The organism is Neisseria yangbaofengii, from assembly GCF_014898075.1.
GTDB lineage: Bacteria > Pseudomonadota > Gammaproteobacteria > Burkholderiales > Neisseriaceae > Neisseria > Neisseria yangbaofengii.
Map to the genome: position 1 here is coordinate 1,029,451 of NZ_CP062976.1, position 18,399 is coordinate 1,047,849.

Consider the following 18,399-nt stretch of genomic DNA (forward strand, 5'->3'; position numbering starts at 1 on the left):
TTATGGTGGGTTAAATCTAGTGAGTAAAGATTGAAATAATTTTTCCTAATAGGAAATAATCGAGGCCGTCTGAACATTCAGACGGCCTTGATTGATATCTTAGAACGAGATTATTTAATCTTCCAGTGTCATTGCTAAAACTGTTTGCTCTTGTTTGGCTCGAAAATCCGCCAGCTTTTGCCCTAATTCAGGGTTTTCGTTCGCCAGCAAAGAAATGGCAAACAGCGCTGCATTGGCCGCACCGGCTTCGCCGATGGCAAATGTCGCCACCGGCACGCCTTTAGGCATTTGCACGATAGACAGCAAAGAATCTTCGCCGCGCAAATATTTGCTCGGTACCGGCACACCCAATACCGGTACGGTTGTTTTCGCAGCTACCATGCCCGGTAAGTGCGCCGCGCCGCCGGCACCGGCGATAATCGCTTTAATACCGCGCTCGCGAGCGGTTTCGGCGTATTCAAACATCAAATCCGGCGTGCGGTGTGCGGAAACGACACGCGCTTCAAATTCTACGCCAAACTCTTTTAAAAACTGCGCGGCCTGCTGCATAACCGGCCAATCGCTGTTGCTGCCCATAATAATGCCGACTTGAACCATGATTTTTCTCCAAAAATAAGGCATTCAAATAAATAAAAATTTCAGACGGCCTGCATGATGCCAAAGGCCGTCTGAAAACCGTTTAGCGTTGTTTGATTCTGACTGCGGCGCGTTTGGCAGCATCGCTGTCGGGATAAGTCTGAATCAGTTTGCGCCATGTGCTGCGGGCGATGTCTTTTTGCTGCATGTTGTATTGGCAATGGCCAATGCTGAAGAGTGCTTCCGGCGCTTGGGCGCTGCGGCGGAAACGGTTGGCATAGCGGCCGCCGATTTCAATCACCGATTCACAATTGCCAATGCGTTGTTGGCTTTGCAGCAACAAATACATATTGCGGCGTGCCGCTTCGCTGCCATTACCGCCGTCTGCGCCGCGCAATACCGCCGCAGCCGCTACATAATTGCCGCGTTGGTAATATTTCAAGGCTTGGTTGTACAGGCGCGTTTCATTCAGCGCCACTGCATCGGCGTCGCTGACGGCCACGCCGTCGTTTTTCAGATAAGCCGCTTTGAGTTTGACATCGTTCAAACGCTGAGCCGTAGCCGGTTTTTTAACCGTAATAATAGGGTTGGCCGCCGGTTTGGAGGGCAGGATTTTGTTCACGCGTTCGAGATGTTCAATGCGGGTTTGCAGCGTACCCATTTCGCGTTCCAAACGTGCTACCTGAATGCCCAGTTGGTCGATTTGGGTTTGCTGGTTTAATTGAGGATAGGGAATACCGCTTGGCGGTGGCAAGGGTCCGTCCGGAATGTCCGGCAGAATGAAGGATTCTTCCTGATAAGAAGCCGGTTGGGTGGCGGCGCACGCGCTTAAGGCGAGTGCGGATAAAACGGTAAGGAAGAGCTTGAGAGTAGTCATTTTTATTTTTTTAATAATAGGGTTAAGCCGTCTCCGACGGGTAAGGTAATCGGCACAATGCGGTTATCGTGCGGCAGATTGAGGTTGAATTGCCGCAAAATATGCAGGCTTGGCGGGGCATTGCCGGACACTTGGTGAATCACGCGGCCATTGAGCAATACATTATCAATCGCCACTACGCCGCCGCTGCGCACCAATTGCAGGCAACGCTCGAAATACTGCGGTGTGGGCGGTTTGTCGGCGTCAATCAAGGCCAAATCGTAGCTGCCGCTTTTGCCTTGGGCGATTAAATCGTCCAACGTCAGTAAAGCAGGCTGAAGATGCAGGCTGATTTTGTGTGCCACACCGGCAGCCTGCCAGGTTTCGCGGGCGATGTCGGTAAAGGTTACATTGATGTCGCAGGCGGTGATGCGGCCGGTTTCGGGCAGGGCTAAGGCCATTGCCGTGCTGCTGTATCCGGTGAATACGCCCACTTCCAGATAGTTTTCCACTTTGAGCAAACGTGCCAACCAAGTCAGCAAAGCCGCTTGTTCGCGTGCAATCGCCATTTTGCCCAAGCGGTGATGCGCCGTGCGGTTGCGCAAAGCCGCAAGCACCGGGTGTTCTGTTTCGCCAATGGCATTCAGATAATCCTGCAGTTCCGGCGCGATGTTGTGCGTGTGGGTGGTCATGCCGCCTGAACCATCAATCTTGGTAGTAAGTGTAAGGTTTTTTCGCCACTTTTGCGGCTTCAAAACCGGCTTGCTCTTCAGGCTTGAGTTCGACATCCCATAATAAACCGCGGTTGGCCAAACGTTCTTGCTCCAGCTCGGGATTGCCGGCAATCAATTGGTCTAAAAATTGGGTGGCATCGGATTTGTAGTGATACATTTTTGTTGCTCCAAAGGCGCGTAAAGTGCGTTAAGGGCGTTATTATAGCTGATTTTGTTGGGGAAAACAGGGTTTCGGGTATAATGGCGGATTATTGTTGCAAAATGTCGGTTCGGGGTGTTTTGCGGTTTGAATTTTAAATGAAAGGCCGTCTGAAACCTTTGCACAATGTTTTGCCCACAGAATATTGTGCAAAGGTTGCTTCCCGCTGTCAGCGTTTCAGACGGCCTCAATTGAAAAGAATCTTGAGTATGTTGAAAAAATGGTTGCACAAAGTTTTGCCGTCGAAAGCAGGCAAAGCGGTGCAAAAAACGGTTTTACCGTATAGCGAACACCGCATCAGCGCGGATATGTTGAGCTTTGCCGCCGAAAAAGTGGTGAAACGATTGAATAAAGAAGGCTTTCAAGCCTATGTGGTCGGCGGTGCGGTGCGCGACTTGTTGTTGGGCGTGGAACCGAAAGATTTTGACGTTGCTACCAACGCCACGCCAGAGCAAGTGCATAAGATTTTCCGCCGCAGCCGCATCATCGGCCGCCGCTTCCAAATTGTGCATGTGACGGTCGGTCCCGAAACCATCGAAGTCACCACTTTCCGTGGCGGTAATAAAGCTGTGCAAAACGCGCATGGCCGCATCATGAAAGACAATACCTACGGCAGCATCGAAGAAGATGCCATGCGTCGCGACTTCACCTGTAATGCGCTTTATTACGACCCGATTAATGAAGAAATTCTCGATTTCCATCAAGGCGTGAATGATATTGCCGACCGGAAACTGGTGATGATCGGCGAAGCGGCCGAGCGTTATCAAGAGGATCCGGTGCGTATTTTGCGTGCGGTTCGATTATCGGGCAAACTCGGTTTTGATGTGGAAGAACATACCGCCGCTGCGATTCCGCAATATGCAAGCCGTCTGAAAAACGAGCCGGTGGCGCGATTGTTTGATGAAATCATGAAGCTGCTGTTTTCCGGCCATGCCCGCCAATGCCTGCAAAAGCTGAATACCTTAGGCGTGGGCAACGATATTCATCCGCTGTTAACCGCTTTGAAATCCGCAGATAAAGCCGAAAACCGCATCATCGCCATTGCGCTGAAAAATACCGACGAGCGTTTGCGCGCCGATAAATCCGTGTCGGTCGGTTTCGTGTTGGCAGCAATTTTGTGGCCGCAGCTAAACGCTTATTGGCAGGCATATCAACAGCAAGGCCAAAAATCGGCGCCGGCATTAAACGATGCCATCATCACTTTGCGCGATACCGTTGAAAAGGGCTGGGGCGTGCCGCAACGCTTTTCCGCCACCATGCGCGAAATTTGGCAGTTGCAACCGCAATTTGACAATATACGCGGTGTACGCCCGCACAAATTATTAAGCCAACCGCGTTTCCGCGCAGCTTACGATTTTCTCGTGTTGCGCGGTCAAGTCGGCGAGGTGGACAATGCCGCCGTGCAGTGGTGGACAATCTTCCAACATGCCGATGACGAAACCCGCAGCCAAATGAGTATGGCCGCGCAGCAACGCCAGCAGCAGGAATATCGCGGTGACAGCGAAGCACCGAAACGCAAACGCCGCCGCAAGCCGAGAAAAAAGAAAACGGTTGAAGCTGAATAATATCGGTTGGGAATCGATTGAAAATGCCGTCTGAAAGGTTGAAGTTCAGACGGCTTTTCTTTCGTCACATTTTCATTTTGTAGATTGATTTGATACGCTCAACAGGCTGTTCGTATTTAGAAGATGTTGAATCATGCACCAATCTGCCTACTTCATCTGTTTGTAATTCTTGTTTTTAGGGCTGTCTGAAGCTTTCAGACGGCCTTGTTATTTAATCAGCAATCATTCAAATTCAATTCTTTACTGCCCGCGCAAAAACAACGCATCCAATTCTTTCAAAGTCAGTTTTACCCAAGTCGGGCGACCGTGGTTGCATTGGTTGCTGCGCGGGGTGTTTTCCATGTCGCGCAGCAGGGCATTCATTTCGGGAATGGTGAGCTGTCGGCCGGCGCGCACGGAGCCGTGGCATGACATGGTGGCCAAGATTTGGTTTTCACGCGCGGCAATGGTTTGGCTCCCGCCGGTCTGTGCCAACTCTTGCAACACGTCTTTGGCCAGAGCGGCAACATCGGCTTTCCCCAGCATATTGGGTACGGCGCGCACGGCGATGGTGTTGCCGCCCATATCGGACATATCCAAGCCGAATGCCTGCAAGGTTTCGACATGGTCGGCAAGGGTGGCGCATTCTTCGTGGCTGGCGGCGAAGGTAACGGGAATCAGCAGCCGTTGGCTTTGCAGGCTGCCCAGATTATCTCGCTGGCTTTTCATTTTTTCGTAATTCACTCGCTCGGCGGCGGCATGCATATCGACCAGCAGAAGGCTTTCTTCGGATTGGGCGAGAATGTAAATGCCTAATAATTGGGCAATGGCAAAACCGAGCGGCGGCGTTTCCGGGCGGCTTAGGCCGTCTGAAAGCGGGTTGGGCATTGGGGAAATATGAGGCTCGGTGCCACCAAACCGGGTTTGTTCGAATTGCGCCAACTCGATGTCGTCGTCAGGTTTGGTGCGCTTGAACAATTCGGCATAAGTGTTTATCGCCGCTTGGCTTTCGCGCAGGGACAGCGAACGCTGCTGCGGTGTGCGTGCGGCTTGATAAGGCATGGGTGCGCTTTTGCCGGAAGAAGATGGCAGGCCGTCTGAAACATTCGGGCGGGCGATATTGGCATAGTTGGTGTGAAACACTTGGTTTTCCGCTTGGGCGGAATGTTCGGGCGGCATATTGCTTGGCATGTTTTCTGTTTCAGACGGCCTGTCCGTACCCAGTATATCGTGCAGAATGCCGCCGGCGTTGGTAACACTTTCGGTTTGGTCGGCGCGGGTGCCGGCCAGGGCTTTGTTGAGGGTGTGGAACACCAATTGATGCACCTGCTGGCTGTCGCGGAAACGGATTTCGGTTTTGGTCGGATGCACGTTGACATCCACCGCTTCCGGCGGCAAATCGAGAAACAGCACAAAAGCCGGTGTCAGCGCATTGTGCAGCACATCGCGGTAAGCCTGTTTCACTGCGTGTATGATGACTTTGTCTTTCACAAAGCGGTGGTTGACGAAGCAATATTGCTTGTCGGTTTTACCTTTGGCAAAAGTGGGTTTGGCAATCGCACCGTATAAACGCAAAGCACCGTTGCCGCTGTCGATTTCCAGTGAGGCCGTCTGAAAATCATCGCCGACAATCGCCGCAATACGCTGAGTTAAGCTTTGGATCGGATACTGAAATACGCTTTTGCCGTCGCGCTTGAGTGAAAAGGCGATGTGCGGATGCGCTAAGGCCAAGCGTTCGAACATGGTGGCGCAATGGGCGTATTCGGTGTTTTCCGATTTGAGAAACTTGCGCCGCGCAGGCGTATTAAAGAAAAGCTCGGCCACTTCGACGGTGGTACCGGCAGGATGCGCCGCTGCGATTGGCCCGCTGATTTTGCCGTCTTCCGCTTTCACTTGATTGGCGTGTGCACTGGCGGCTTGACGGCTGGTTAAGGTCAGGCGGGATACTGACGCGATGCTGGCTAAACCTTCGCCGCGAAAGCCCATGCTGGCGACATGTTCCAAATCGTTTAAGCTTTTGATTTTACTGGTGGCATGCCGGTGTAGCGCTAATTCAATGTCATCGGCGTGAATACCCGATCCGTTGTCGGTCACGCGAATCAGGCGGATGCCGCCGCCGGAAAGCTCGACATCAATCGCCGTTGCACCTGCATCGATGCTGTTTTCAACAATTTCTTTCAACGCATTGGCAGGCCGTTCAACCACTTCGCCGGCGGCAATTTGGTTGACGAGATGATCGGGCAGGGCGGCAATTCGGGACATGGCAATTTTCCGTGTAAAAAACTTAAAATCAGAATGGCGATTATAGCAAAAGGCCGTCTGAAAAGCTGTGTGGCTTTTCAGACGGCCTTTAAGCCATCAAAACTAAATTATTAATCTTTCCACCATACACCGTAAATCGGGCGGGCAAAGTGTGCCAAAACGGCAATCATACAAATCTCAATCGAAACCGACCAGTAAATATGGCCTAAGAATTCGCTCCACAATTCGGCGGCGTTTAGATTCCACAGCCAACCATTCACGCCTTCGGGCGCGTAAGCAGGGTAGCGGAAGCCGAACATCGGAATCAAAGCGCCATGCATAACCACGGTGATAATGATGCCGTATAACGCGCCGTACCATGCACGCATTTTCGACCAATACATCGAGCCGACTACATAAACAAATGCAAACACAAAGCTAAACAGCCAGTGATACAGCGTCACTGCGCCTAAAATGCTGTTGCCTTGAAACATGTAATCCAAGGAATGCTGGTTAAAACCCAACCAGCCAAGCCACGCATCGATATTGGCACCCGGTGGCGAAATTTCGCCCGGCATACGCGGCGGCATGTTTACTTCTGAGCCCCATTTCACCAAAGAGCTAATGAAACCACCGATTAAGGTTGTCCATAAAATTACTTTGCCATTGACATTACGCTGAGTACTCATTTTATTTTCCTTCAAATTGGCGTGAATAATAATGTAACTTTATTTCTAAATGGTGGTTTTGTCTATCAATATAAGAATGATTATTGATTTAAATCAATTAAAAGATAAAAGGGTATTATCCTGATAAACTAATGATTACAATATCTTATTTGGAATTCTTAACAATATGGATAGATATTATCGGTTTTCATGTAAAAAATAGTAATTATTTGATATGAATAGGATGTAGTCGCAAAAACGCCGTCTGAAAAATAATGTGTATTTTCAGACGGCCTTAGTGAATAGCTACGCGGATAATTACAGCCCCAATGCTTCGGCATGAAATTCGATGTGGCTGTCGATAAAGCTGGCGATGAAGAAATAGCTGTGGTCATACCCTGCGCGTTGTTTGAATTGAACGTTAAATCCATTACCGCGGGCAGCGTTGACGAAGGTTTCCGGTTGCAATTCTTTCGGATAAAACGGATCGGCATCGCCTTGGTCGATGAGAATCGGCAGTTTTTTCGAGGCCGTCTGAACGAGGGCGGTGCTGTCGTAGGCTTGCCATGCGGTTGGATCATCGCCCAAATAGGCGGCGAAGGCTTTTTGTCCCCACGGTGTTTGGCTCGGGTTCACAATCGGAGCGAAAGCAGAAACGGCAGCGTAGCGGTCGGGATTTTTCAAAGCAATTTGCAATGCGCCGTGGCCGCCCATGCTGTGGCCGAAAATACTGCGCTGTCCGGTCACCGGAAAATTGGCTTCAATCAAAGCGGGCAATTCTTCGACGATGTAGTCGTACATGCGGTAATGTTCTGCCCAAGGCGCTTGCGTAGCGTTGACATAAAAACCTGCGCCTTTGCCCAAGTCGTAGCCTTCGTCATCAGCAACGTTGCCGCCGCGCGGCGAGGTGTCGGGCATGACTAAGGCAATGCCCCATTGTGCGGCAAAGCGTTGCGCACCGGATTTTTGGGTAAAGTTTTCATCGGTACAAGTCAGGCCGGAGAGCCAATACAACACCGGCACATGGTAGCCTTGAAGTGTTTGCGGCGGCAGGTAAATGCTGAAAGTCATGTCGCAGCCGTTGGCACTTGAGGCATGGCAGTAGCGCTCTTGATGGCCATTGAACATTTTATTGCGTGAAATCAATTCAGGTGAAGACATTATATCTCCTTGTTTTCTAATCAATTGTTTTTCAGACGGCTTTGTTTGGTTTCAGGCCGTCTGAAACTATTTGTGGCGGATTTCCCAGCATTGGTGGATTTTTTTGTTGCGGAAATCATCGGGAACGGATTGTTTGGTCACGTCTTTGACGGCGTATTTTTCGCTGATTTCGGGATTCAATCCAAAGCTGCGTAGATTGTTTGAAAAATACATCAGGCCGTCTGAAGCCAGCAGTTTCATGGCGCCGTTGATTAAGGTCATTTGGTCGCGCTGGATGTCGAGAATATCCAGCATTTTTTTGCTGTTGGAAAAGCTCGGCGGATCCATCACAATCAGGTCAAACTTTTTGCCTTCGGCTTCGGCGTTTTTTAAGTATTGAAACACATCGGCGCGCACGATTTTATGAGCGTTTGAATCGATGCCGTTTAATTCAAAATTGCGTTTTGCCCAATCAAGATAAGTATTGGATAAATCGACAGTTTCACTACCGGTTGCGCCGCCGGTTGCAGCATATACGGTAAAGCTGCCGGTGTAGGAAAACAGGTTTAAAAAGCGTTTGCCCCGGGCGTTGTTGCCGACTTTTTTACGGGTGTTGCGGTGGTCGAGAAAAAGGCCTGTGTCTAAATATTTATCAAGGTTGACCCAAAAGCGGCGGCCATTTTCGCTGATCACAAAATCTTCGCCGGATTTGCCGGTTTTTTCATATTGTTGCGTACCTTTTTGGCGTTCGCGGCGTTTGAGGTGGATTTGTTCGGGCGAAAAACCGGTTACAAAGCCGATGGCTTCCAAAACATCGGCCAACCATGCTTCATATTCTTCCGGCTGCATCAGCCAGCCGGTGTCGTATTCCTGCAAATGAATATGGCCGCCATACACATCGATGGCGAAAGGGAACTGAGGAATGTCGCGGTCGTAGATGCGCCATGCTTCGATTTGGTTGCGTTTGGCCCATTTCATCAGGTGTTTGATGTTTTTTCCCAAGCGGTTGGCAAATGGTGTGATGTCGGTCATTTTCAGACGGCCTGCTGAATAAAATGGCTATTTTACGCCAATTGACTCATTTGTGCTTGACCGAATATGGCAAAATCTATATTATCCGTCATTCGTCTTTATTTTTATGAAGCCATCGTCTTCAAACCTATTAACCGGTATTCTGCCGCGTTTCTTATATCTTTTTTGCTTTCACGCATATTTGCAGGTTGTCGTCGATGTTAACTTACAAGCCAAAGGGCTTGCGACAACCTTGTAACTTATTTCCCGTTACTTATCCTTTGCTTCAGGCCGTCTGAAATGTTCAGTCGGAAGTTGTTGTTGTGTCTTTAGGATAGCCATGTCTATTAAATTTGTTGATTTAAACCTTGATAAAAACATTTTGTCTGCGCTGCAAAGCGCGGGCTACGAATCGCCAACCCCGATTCAGGCGCAGTCGGTGCCGGTGGCTTTGGAAGGCCGCGACATCATGGCATCGGCGCAAACAGGTTCGGGGAAAACCGCCGCATTCCTGCTGCCGACCCTGCAACGTTTGATCAAACGCAGCGAAAAAAACGGCAAAGGCCCACGTGCTTTGGTATTGACCCCGACCCGCGAATTGGCTGCGCAAGTTGAGAAAAATGCGTTGACTTATGCACAAAATATGCGCTGGTTCCGCACCGTCAGCATTGTTGGCGGTGCGTCGTTCGGCTATCAAACCCGCGCTTTGAGCAAGCCGGTTGATTTGGTGGTGGCCACTCCGGGGCGCTTGATGGACTTGATGGGCAGCGGCAAAATTGATTTTGATCGTTTGGAAGTATTGATTCTGGACGAAGCCGACCGCATGCTGGACATGGGTTTCATCGACGACATCGAAACCATCGTTGAAGCCACGCCAAAAGACCGCCAGACCTTATTATTCTCTGCGACTTGGGACGGTGCCGTCGGCAAATTGGCACGCAAATTGACCAAAAATCCGGAAGTGATTGAAGTTGAGCGCGTTGACGACCAAGGTAAAATCGAAGAGCAATTATTATATTGCGACGATATGCGCCACAAAAACCGTTTGCTCGACCATATTTTGCGCGATGCCAGTATCGACCAATGCGTGATTTTCACTTCAACCAAAGCCATGACCGAAGTTTTGGCCGATGAGTTGTATGAAAAAGGCTTTGCTGCCAATTGCTTACACGGTGACATGCCGCAAGGCTGGCGTAACCGCACCTTGATGGATTTGCGCAAAGGCCGTTGCAAAATCTTGGTGGCAACCGATGTGGCTGCGCGCGGTATCGATGTGCCGACCATTACTCATGTGATTAACTACGATTTGCCGAAACAGGCGGAAGATTATGTGCACCGCATCGGTCGTACCGGCCGTGCAGGCCGTACCGGTATTGCGGTGACGTTTGCAGAAGTGAACGAATATATTAAAGTGCACAAAATCGAAAAATACATCGGCCGTAAATTAAATGAAGTAACCGTAGAAGGTATGGAGCCGACCCGTAAACGCAAGTCTACCGGCGGCAGAACGAAAGGCGGCAGATTTGCCAAAGGCAGCTACGGAGACCGTGACCGTAAATTCGGTGATCGCAAAGGCGCTAAGCCGCGTAGCGAAGGCGGTTTTAGTGGAAAAATCCGCAGCGAACGCAGTGAAGATGGTTTTAAACCACGCAGCGAAGGCTTTAAAAAGAGCGGTTCGGATTTCAAAGGCAAACGCAAATCAGGTGGTGATTTCGGTGGTAAAGGCGGCTATGGTAAATCAAGCCGGCCGGCCGGTAAGCGCGGTTAATTTAGTCAAGGCCGTCCGAAAGTAAAAAGGAATGCAGCTTTCTGCATTCCTTTTTCTTTCTGCATTGCTTTTTTGTTTATAAGCGGTGATTGGGAAATCTGAGATTTTTGCAAAATTTAATTTGAAACAAGCAAACTATGTTCGTCATTCCCGTTTGAGCGGGAATAACGGCATAAAGATTTCTGAAAGTTTATGAGTTTGTAAGACCTCAATCTATCGTAGCCATCAATAAAGCGGCATAAAAAAGAACCGCATTGCGGTTCTTTTTTAGCATTAACTGCCTCGTAATTTCAAACGCTGGCCCGGCGTAACGGTACGGGTATTTTTGTTCCAGCGACGAATATCGTTGACATTAACATCGAAGCGGCTGGCGATGGTGTTCAATGTATCGCCTTTGCGCACGGTATATGCCACGTTTTGCACTTTAACTGTATCGGCTTTTGGCTTCGCTGCAGTAATATGCAGCAATTGGCCTTTGCGGATGTTGTTGCCTTTGATGTTATTGGCAGTAATCAAATCGGCCACGCTCAAATTATAGCGCTGCGAAATGTTGTACAAAGTATCGCCTTCGGCTACGCGATGCATACCGCCGACAACGGTTTGCTCTGATTCGGTCGTTTTGGTGCGTGCCAAGCGGGTGGCAATGCGTTGTTGCTGTTTCACCTTGTTTTCAGCCAGTAGTGCTGCACGCGCTTTGGCTGCATTTTCTTGCTCGGTCAGCTTGGCAACAGTTTCTTGAACAGTTTCTGCAGCTTGAATGCGCGAAGTGGAGTCTTGTACCAAATCCATCAATGAATCAGTGTCTTGGCTAAGCTCTTCAGCTTGTTGACCTTGAGTCGGCAGCGGCAACGGTTCAGTTAAAGCTACTTCTGTTGCAACCGGTTCCGATGAGGCCTCGATGGAGAGTTTTACTGCTTTTTCAGCCGTATTATCCGCTGCGTTGGCAACCAAGCCTGAAGCCAAGCTCATTGGTGCAGGTGCCTGTGGTTTTGCTTCTGCAACAACCGTTTGGGTTTTGGCAACAGCAGCAATCGCGTCAACCGGAGCAAGGGTAGGATCAACAGCCGCCTGTTGTGGCTCAGCCACGGCAATAACTGTTTCGACAACGGGCGCTTTGGCTGCGGCAACGTATTCAGCTTGCGTACGGCTCACAAAATTAATCGGTTTGCTTGATTTAGCAGCCGGTGTCACGATATCGGCAGCCAAGGTGCCGGCCACTTTGGCATTGCTGGCCAATTGAATTGGTGCCATTTCAGGCATGTTTGAACGATAAGTATCCGGCGTATTGTCGGTATCGATAAAGTTAACCGGCATATTATTGCTACCGCTCAAGCTGTTTTTCGCCACCAAAATACTGCGGCCGGCAGACAATGAATGGCCGCTGATGCCATTTAAACGTTTGATTTCGGCCACACTCATGCCGGTTTCTGCAGCGATAGCGCTTAAGTGGGTATTGCTGAATGAGGTGTAAACATCCCAAGACAATAAGGTTTCCGGTTTGGCGTTGCGGTAATTTTTCTCAAAGGTGGCAGCGGCGCTGGCCGGCAGCAATAGTTTGCGGTTGGCTTTAGGAATGAATACCGGCGCGTTAAACGCAGGATTTAATGCTAAAAATTCGCTTTCGCCGATGTTGGCCAAGCGGGTAATGGCACTGTGGTCAATTGGTTGATCAATATCTAAAGCTTTGAAATATGGCTGGTTGCTGATTTCGCTCACATTCATGCCGTACGCTTGCGGATTGGCGACAATATTACGAACAGCCAATAATTTTGGCACGTAATTTCGCGTTTCATTCGGCATGCGCAGGTTTTCGTAGGTTGGTTCCAAGCCTTGTGCGCGTGCGCGGTTAATCGCACGGCCGACATTGCCTTCTCCCCAGTTGTAGGCCGCCAAAGCCAAAGACCAGTCGCCAAACAGACTATGCAGATATTCCAAGTAGTTCAAAGCGGCATTGGTGGCGGCGTAAACGTCATGGCGGCCATCATATAATGCTGTTTTTTCCAAACCATAATGACGACCGGTCGCCGGCATAAATTGCCACAAACCTGAAGCGCCGACATGTGATTTCGCTTTGGTAACATAGGCACTTTCAATGAAAGGCAGCAAAGCGATTTCGGCAGGCATATTGCGTTTTTTCACTTCAGTGGCAATATGATACATATAAGGTTTGCTGCGGTTGATAGTGCGGTCAAAATAAGCACGCCCGGCCGAAAATTTGCCTTCATGGAGGCGAACCAATTCGGTGTTGACTTCGTTCATGCGGAAGTCTTTACGTAGAGAAGCCCACAAGCTGCCTGAGCCAAAGGTTTGCGATTTGGCTTGATCAAGCAATGCGGAATTCAAACGCATCATCGCCATGCCGACCTGATTAGGGGTGGCATTGCCGGCGGCTTGTGCGTAGGTGGCGCCGGAAACGGCGGAAATACCCGAAATGGTGAGTGCAATTGTTTTCAGTTTTGCCATAGTCAAAAATAATAGTAAGATAGAATAAATTTAGTCAGTTGGATACTACTGTTTGATGTTGTGAACGTCAAGCCGATAAGCTTGGTATTTACAGACAATGTGGCCTTAATGCCAACTTTTTGATAAAAGTCATGGCCTTGCGTGTAAAAATTTGATGCTGTGGTATAAATTGATACCCCATTCACAATAAGGCCGTCTATAAAGTGAGGAGCGCAGATGGATACTTGGTTTGAACAAACCGTAATCGGGCAATATGTTGCGCAAAAGGAGCGGCAGTTTTTCCAAAAGCATGTGTGCGTTGCCGAAAATCAACAGGCGGCTCAAATCGGGCAGGCTTGGTTGAGACCATCCGAAAAGCTTATTTATGTTCCTGATGATGTGCGCATGATTGCAACTGAAATGGCTTGGGAAAGCCAATCTTTGGATATGCTGCTGCTGCCGCACAGCCATGAATACAGCGGTTCGCCGCTTTTGGCGTTGACTGAATCGGCTAGAGTGTTGAAGCATGGCGGTAAATTGATTGTTACCGGCTTTAATTTAAATTCGCTCTGGTGTGGCAGCAAGTGGTTTGACGGTAAATGCCTGCCGCGCAAAGGGAACTGTTTTACCTTGCCGCAATTTAAGCAGCAGATTCAGGATTTGGGTTTTGAAATCGAATACGGGCAATTTATGGTGTATGTGCCGCCTGTAGAGCAGGGCTCCGCGCTGAAATTTTGGCAATTTTTGGAAAAGGCGGGTGATCGGTGGTGGCCGCAGTGTGCTGCAGTGTATGGTTTGGTATTGGTCAAGCGTATGGCGGGGGTAACGCCGTTGCCGGAGCTTGAGGAAGAATTGGCAGGGCAGACGGTGGCTCTAACGATCGCCCGAGTAGAGGGTAAATAGGGCATTTTTGCAGAGTTTTACCTTTTTCAGACGGCCTGAGGCTTTAAAATAAACGCTGTTGGCTTTATTGTTTTCAATTTAAGATTATTTTTATTCAAAGATTATGCCCGAATTACCTGAAGTAGAAACCACCTTGCGTGGGATTAATCCGCATATAGCCGGGAAAGTCGTGTCGGCGGTTGAAGTGCGCCAGCCTAAACTGCGTTGGCCGATCCATCCTGAATTGGCGCAGATTTTGACCGGACAAACTGTGCTTGATTGCCGGCGTCGAGCGAAATATTTGATGATTCAATTTGATACCGGTATTTTGCTGATTCATTTGGGCATGTCGGGCAGTTTGCGGATTTTTACCGCCGGTGAAGAACGCATAGAGACCCATGACAAGCATGATCACGTCGAAATCCGTTTTTCAGACGGCACGCTATTGCGTTATCATGACCCGCGCAGGTTTGGCGCATTTTTATGGTATGAAGGAATTGCCGAGCATCACCCTTTGTTGGAAAAATTAGGCCCCGAACCTTTGTCTGATGACTTTAATGCCGAATATCTGTATCAGAAATTGAAGCCGCTTAAGCGCGCAGTCAAATTGGCTTTGATGGATAATGCCGTTGTGGTGGGCGTGGGTAATATTTATGCGAACGAAAGCCTGTTTAAAGCAGGTATTTTGCCGCAGCGGCCGGCCAATAAAGTAACCAAAAAAGAGTGCGCTGTGTTGGTTGGAACGATTAAAACAGTTTTGCAACGTGCTATCGATACCGGTGGCAGCACTTTGCGCGATTTTGTCAATAGTGATGGCAAAAGTGGTTATTTTCAGCAGGAATATGCTGTTTACGGCAGGCACAATGAGCCTTGTCTGCAATGTGGCCAATTGATTCAAAAGCAGACTTTGGGTCAGCGCGGTACTTTTTATTGCGGACATTGCCAAAAATAAGGCCGGGTAAGGTTCCGGCCATCTGAAAACAAATGGAATATATAAGAAAAATATGTCTTCTCCAAAAGCCTCATTCGCCACACGCTTACGCCGCTTATCCCGTTTGACGGCGTGGCTTTATCAAACTGCTAAAAATCTGAGTAATATTGATGGCAATAATCCGGAGCAACGCAATCAGGCGGTGTTGGCTTTAGGCCGAGGTGCGCTGGACGCTTTGGATGTTGAGCTGGAAATCGGCACGCCACCGCAGCAGCAATCGGTAAACGGCACTTTAGTCGTGGCCAACCATGTGTCTTGGTTGGATATTTTTGCCATGAGCGCAGTATATCCGAGCAGCTTTATTGCCAAACAGGAAATCAGCAAATGGCCGGTATTGGGAAAAATGGGCAAAAATGCCGGAACAGTTTTTATCAACCGTAACTCTCGCCGCGACATCGAGCCGATTAATCAAGCGATTGGCGCGGCATTGCGGTCGGGGCAAAACGTGAGCTTCTTCCCCGAAGCGCGTACGTCTTCAGGCAAAGAAGTTTTGCCTTTCAAAGCAGCGTTGTTCCAATCTGCCATTGATGCCGACGCGCCGATTCAAATCGTGACTTTGCGTTATTACGACAGCTTGGGCAGACGCAGTATTGAGCCTTCTTATGCCGATGTAAACTTGGTGTCATCGTTGTGGCGTATCATTTCCATGAAAAAAATACGCATTCGGTTAGACTTTGCGCCTTTATACAGGCCGTCTGAATATCCGGATAGCGACCGTTATGCACTGAAGGATATTGCGGAAAATTATGTACGTCAAAATATTGAATCAGATAAAAATAGTTTCGAATAAACCTTGAAATTTTTCAGACGGCCTCTATCTGTATTTTCAGAAGCAGTTATATAATTTATAGTTTAAAATTATTAATATAATTTGAACTATAAATTATACAAATGAAAGTCGGCGGGTTAGAATGTACGCATTGATTTTCAACACCCTTATAAACCTAATCTGAAAGGAGCTAAACATGGCTTTGCAAGATCGTACCGGTCAAAAAATCCCTAGCGTTGTATTTCACACTCGCATTGGTGACACTTGGAAAGACGTATCTACCGATGATTTGTTCGCCGGTAAAAAGGTAGTAGTATTCTCATTGCCCGGCGCATTTACTCCAACTTGTTCTTCTTCTCACTTACCACGCTACAATGAATTGGCTAAAGCATTTAAAGAAAACGGCGTAGACGAAATCTGCTGTGTATCCGTAAACGACACGTTCGTAATGAATGCTTGGGCTGCTGAAGAAGAGTCTGACAACATCGTGATGATTCCTGACGGTAACGGCGAATTTACCGAAGGCATGGGCATGCTGGTTGACAAAAACGATCTGGGCTTCGGCAAACGCTCATGGCGCTACTCTATGCTGGTTAACGACGGCGTAGTAGAAAAAATGTTCATCGAACCGGAAGAACCGGGTGATCCGTTCAAAGTATCTGACGCCGACACCATGTTGAACTACATTGCACCAGACTGGAAATCTCAAGAGTCTATCGCTATCTTCACCAAACCAGGTTGCCAATTCTGTGCTAAAGCCAAAAAAACTTTGGAAGACAAAGGCCTGTCTTACGAAGAAATCGTATTGGGTAAAGACGCAACCGTAACTTCTGTCCGTGCGATTACCGGTAAGATGACTGCTCCTCAAGTATTCATTGGAGGTAAATACATCGGCGGCAGCGAAGAGTTGGATGCTTACTTGGCAGCTCTTTAATCATTAACGATTAACCGCTGGAAGATAAAAAGCAGCCTTCGGGCTGCTTTCCTGAATAATAATGCTAGAGTTATTCAGGTAATGCCGGACATTGCGCGGTATTACCTGAATAACTCTATATTTACTAAGGAAGCCGGTTATTATTAAATTTAATCGGAATTTCTGAAAAACCAATCAGGCCGTCTGAATATGTTCGGGCAGCATTCATAAAGGAATGAACAATGAAAAAAATTCACGCAGATGTAGTGGTAATAGGGGGCGGTACTGCCGGCATGGGCGCGTTTCGTAATGCCCGTTTGCACACAGACAATGTTTACCTGATTGAAAATCATGTCTATGGCACAACCTGCGCACGTGTCGGCTGCATGCCTTCCAAATTATTGATTGCAGCCGCCGAAGCCCGTCATCATGCTTTGCATACTGATCCATTCGGTATTCATTTGGATAAAGACAGTGTAACGGTTAACGGCGAAGAAGTAATGGGCCGCGTCAAATCCGAGCGCGATCGCTTTGTCGGCTTTGTGGTAAGCGATGTAGAAGAATGGCCCGCCGATAAACGTATCATGGGTACGGCCAAATTCATCGATGCCAATACCGTGCAAATTGACGATCACACCGAAATCACGGCCAAAACCATCGTGATTGCTACTGGCTCACGTCCGGTTATGTTGCCTCAATGGCAGGCATTGGGCGACAAAGTCATCATCAATGACGATGTATTCTCTTGGGATACGCTGCCAAAAAGCGTGGCCGTGTTTGGTCCGGGCGTGATTGGTTTGGAATTGGGCCAAGCCTTGCATCGTCTGGGTGTGAAAGTCGAAATATTCGGCGTGGGCGGCAACTTGGGCGGTATTTCTGATCCAGTCGTATTGGAAGAAGCCAAAGCCGTATTCGGTGAAGAAATGACTTTGCATTTGGATGCCAAAACCGAAGCCGCATTAGATGCAGACGGAAATGTCGTGGTGAAATGGGATCAAGACGGTGAAAGCGGCGAATTTACTGCCGAATACTTGTTGGCTGCCGTTGGCCGCCGCCCAAATGTGGACAACATCGGCTTGGAAAACTTGGATATCGAATTAGACGGCCGTGGCGTACCGACTGCCGATCCGTTGACCATGCAAACCAGCATTCCGAATATCTTCATCGCCGGTGATGCATCTAACCAATTACCATTACTGCACGAAGCTTCTGACCAAGGTAAAATCGCCGGTGACAATGCCGGCCGTTATCCAAATCTGGAGCAAGGCTTGCGCCGCAGCACCATCGGTGTTGTATTCACCACGCCGCAAATTGCTTCGATTGGTTTGAAATACGCGCAAGTTTCTGCCAAATACTCAGAAGGCCAATTTGTCAGCGGCGAAGTATCGTTTAAAAACCAAGGCCGCAGCCGTGTGATGTTGGTCAACAAAGGCCATATGCGCGTTTATGCCGAACAAGGTACAGGCTTATTCTTGGGCGCAGAAATTTTCGGCCCGGCCGCCGAACACTTGGCGCATCTGTTGGCTTGGGCGCATCAAATGAAAATGACCATTCCGCAAATGTTGGATATGCCTTTCTATCATCCGGTTATCGAAGAAGGCTTACGCACCGCACTGCGCGATGTGAATGCGAAATTGAAATTGGCTTAAATTTAAAATTTAATCA

16 protein-coding genes are annotated in these 18,399 nt (G+C 48.7%); 7 read left to right on the top strand and 9 right to left on the bottom strand.

Features of this window, described 5'->3' with window-relative positions:
- Positions 1-114: 114 nt before the first annotated feature.
- The 4 genes from purE to H4O27_RS04925 form a co-directional block, all read right to left on the bottom strand.
- Positions 115-597 (bottom strand): 5-(carboxyamino)imidazole ribonucleotide mutase, encoded by a 483-nt coding sequence (gene purE, locus H4O27_RS04910; protein WP_165007969.1) that lies wholly within the window; start codon positions 595-597, stop codon positions 115-117.
- Positions 598-679: 82 nt separating this feature from the next.
- Complete coding sequence (locus tag H4O27_RS04915; RefSeq protein WP_165007971.1) at positions 680-1,453, bottom strand: tetratricopeptide repeat protein; 774 nt, start codon at positions 1,451-1,453, stop codon at positions 680-682.
- Positions 1,454-1,455: 2 nt separating this feature from the next.
- Positions 1,456-2,124 (bottom strand): class I SAM-dependent methyltransferase, encoded by a 669-nt coding sequence (locus H4O27_RS04920; RefSeq protein ID WP_165007972.1) that lies wholly within the window; start codon positions 2,122-2,124, stop codon positions 1,456-1,458.
- Between the two features lie 13 nt (positions 2,125-2,137).
- Complete coding sequence (locus H4O27_RS04925; RefSeq protein WP_165007975.1) at positions 2,138-2,323, bottom strand: DUF3460 family protein; 186 nt, start codon at positions 2,321-2,323, stop codon at positions 2,138-2,140.
- Between the two features lie 251 nt (positions 2,324-2,574).
- Here H4O27_RS04925 and H4O27_RS04930 point away from each other — a divergent pair, with 251 nt between their 5' ends.
- Positions 2,575-3,930, top strand: a complete 1,356-nt coding sequence (locus H4O27_RS04930; RefSeq protein ID WP_165007977.1) for a polynucleotide adenylyltransferase PcnB — start codon at positions 2,575-2,577, stop codon at positions 3,928-3,930.
- A 240-nt stretch (positions 3,931-4,170) separates the two neighbouring features.
- Here the strand turns inward: H4O27_RS04930 and mutL are convergent, their stop codons facing one another.
- The 4 genes from mutL to H4O27_RS04950 form a co-directional block, all read right to left on the bottom strand.
- Positions 4,171-6,171 carry a DNA mismatch repair endonuclease MutL gene (gene mutL / locus H4O27_RS04935; protein WP_165007979.1) on the bottom strand — a complete coding sequence of 667 codons (2,001 nt, stop codon included), beginning with the start codon at positions 6,169-6,171 and terminating at the stop codon, positions 4,171-4,173.
- A 110-nt stretch (positions 6,172-6,281) separates the two neighbouring features.
- A complete protein-coding gene (locus H4O27_RS04940) occupies positions 6,282-6,839 on the bottom strand; it encodes a YagU family protein (protein WP_165007981.1) in 558 nt (185 codons plus the stop codon).
- Between the two features lie 297 nt (positions 6,840-7,136).
- Positions 7,137-7,979 (bottom strand): S-formylglutathione hydrolase, encoded by an 843-nt coding sequence (gene fghA, locus H4O27_RS04945; RefSeq protein WP_165007983.1) that lies wholly within the window; start codon positions 7,977-7,979, stop codon positions 7,137-7,139.
- Positions 7,980-8,045: 66 nt separating this feature from the next.
- Entirely contained in the window at positions 8,046-8,990 is a 945-nt protein-coding gene (locus H4O27_RS04950) for a class I SAM-dependent methyltransferase (RefSeq protein WP_165007985.1), read from the bottom strand.
- Positions 8,991-9,309: 319 nt separating this feature from the next.
- Here H4O27_RS04950 and H4O27_RS04955 point away from each other — a divergent pair, with 319 nt between their 5' ends.
- The gene (locus H4O27_RS04955; protein WP_165007987.1) at positions 9,310-10,737 is read left to right on the top strand and encodes a DEAD/DEAH box helicase; all 1,428 of its coding nucleotides are present in this window, start codon (positions 9,310-9,312) and stop codon (positions 10,735-10,737) included.
- Positions 10,738-11,010: 273 nt separating this feature from the next.
- Here H4O27_RS04955 and H4O27_RS04960 read toward each other — a convergent pair whose 3' ends face one another.
- Complete coding sequence (locus H4O27_RS04960) at positions 11,011-13,200, bottom strand: LysM peptidoglycan-binding domain-containing protein (RefSeq protein ID WP_165007989.1); 2,190 nt, start codon at positions 13,198-13,200, stop codon at positions 11,011-11,013.
- Positions 13,201-13,416: 216 nt separating this feature from the next.
- Between H4O27_RS04960 and H4O27_RS04965 the strand changes: the two genes are divergently transcribed.
- From H4O27_RS04965 to H4O27_RS04985, 5 genes are all read left to right on the top strand, one after another.
- A complete protein-coding gene (locus tag H4O27_RS04965; RefSeq protein ID WP_165007991.1) occupies positions 13,417-14,082 on the top strand; it encodes a methyltransferase domain-containing protein in 666 nt (221 codons plus the stop codon).
- 103 nt (positions 14,083-14,185) lie between these two features.
- The gene (mutM, locus tag H4O27_RS04970) at positions 14,186-15,013 is read left to right on the top strand and encodes a bifunctional DNA-formamidopyrimidine glycosylase/DNA-(apurinic or apyrimidinic site) lyase (RefSeq protein ID WP_165007993.1); all 828 of its coding nucleotides are present in this window, start codon (positions 14,186-14,188) and stop codon (positions 15,011-15,013) included.
- Positions 15,014-15,065: 52 nt separating this feature from the next.
- Positions 15,066-15,842 carry a 1-acylglycerol-3-phosphate O-acyltransferase gene (locus H4O27_RS04975; protein WP_165007995.1) on the top strand — a complete coding sequence of 259 codons (777 nt, stop codon included), beginning with the start codon at positions 15,066-15,068 and terminating at the stop codon, positions 15,840-15,842.
- Positions 15,843-16,017: 175 nt separating this feature from the next.
- Complete coding sequence (locus tag H4O27_RS04980; protein WP_165007997.1) at positions 16,018-16,755, top strand: glutathione peroxidase; 738 nt, start codon at positions 16,018-16,020, stop codon at positions 16,753-16,755.
- 221 nt (positions 16,756-16,976) lie between these two features.
- Positions 16,977-18,383, top strand: coding sequence for a dihydrolipoyl dehydrogenase (locus H4O27_RS04985; protein ID WP_165007999.1), 1,407 nt, complete (start codon positions 16,977-16,979; stop codon positions 18,381-18,383).
- The last annotated feature ends 16 nt before the right edge of the window (positions 18,384-18,399 follow it).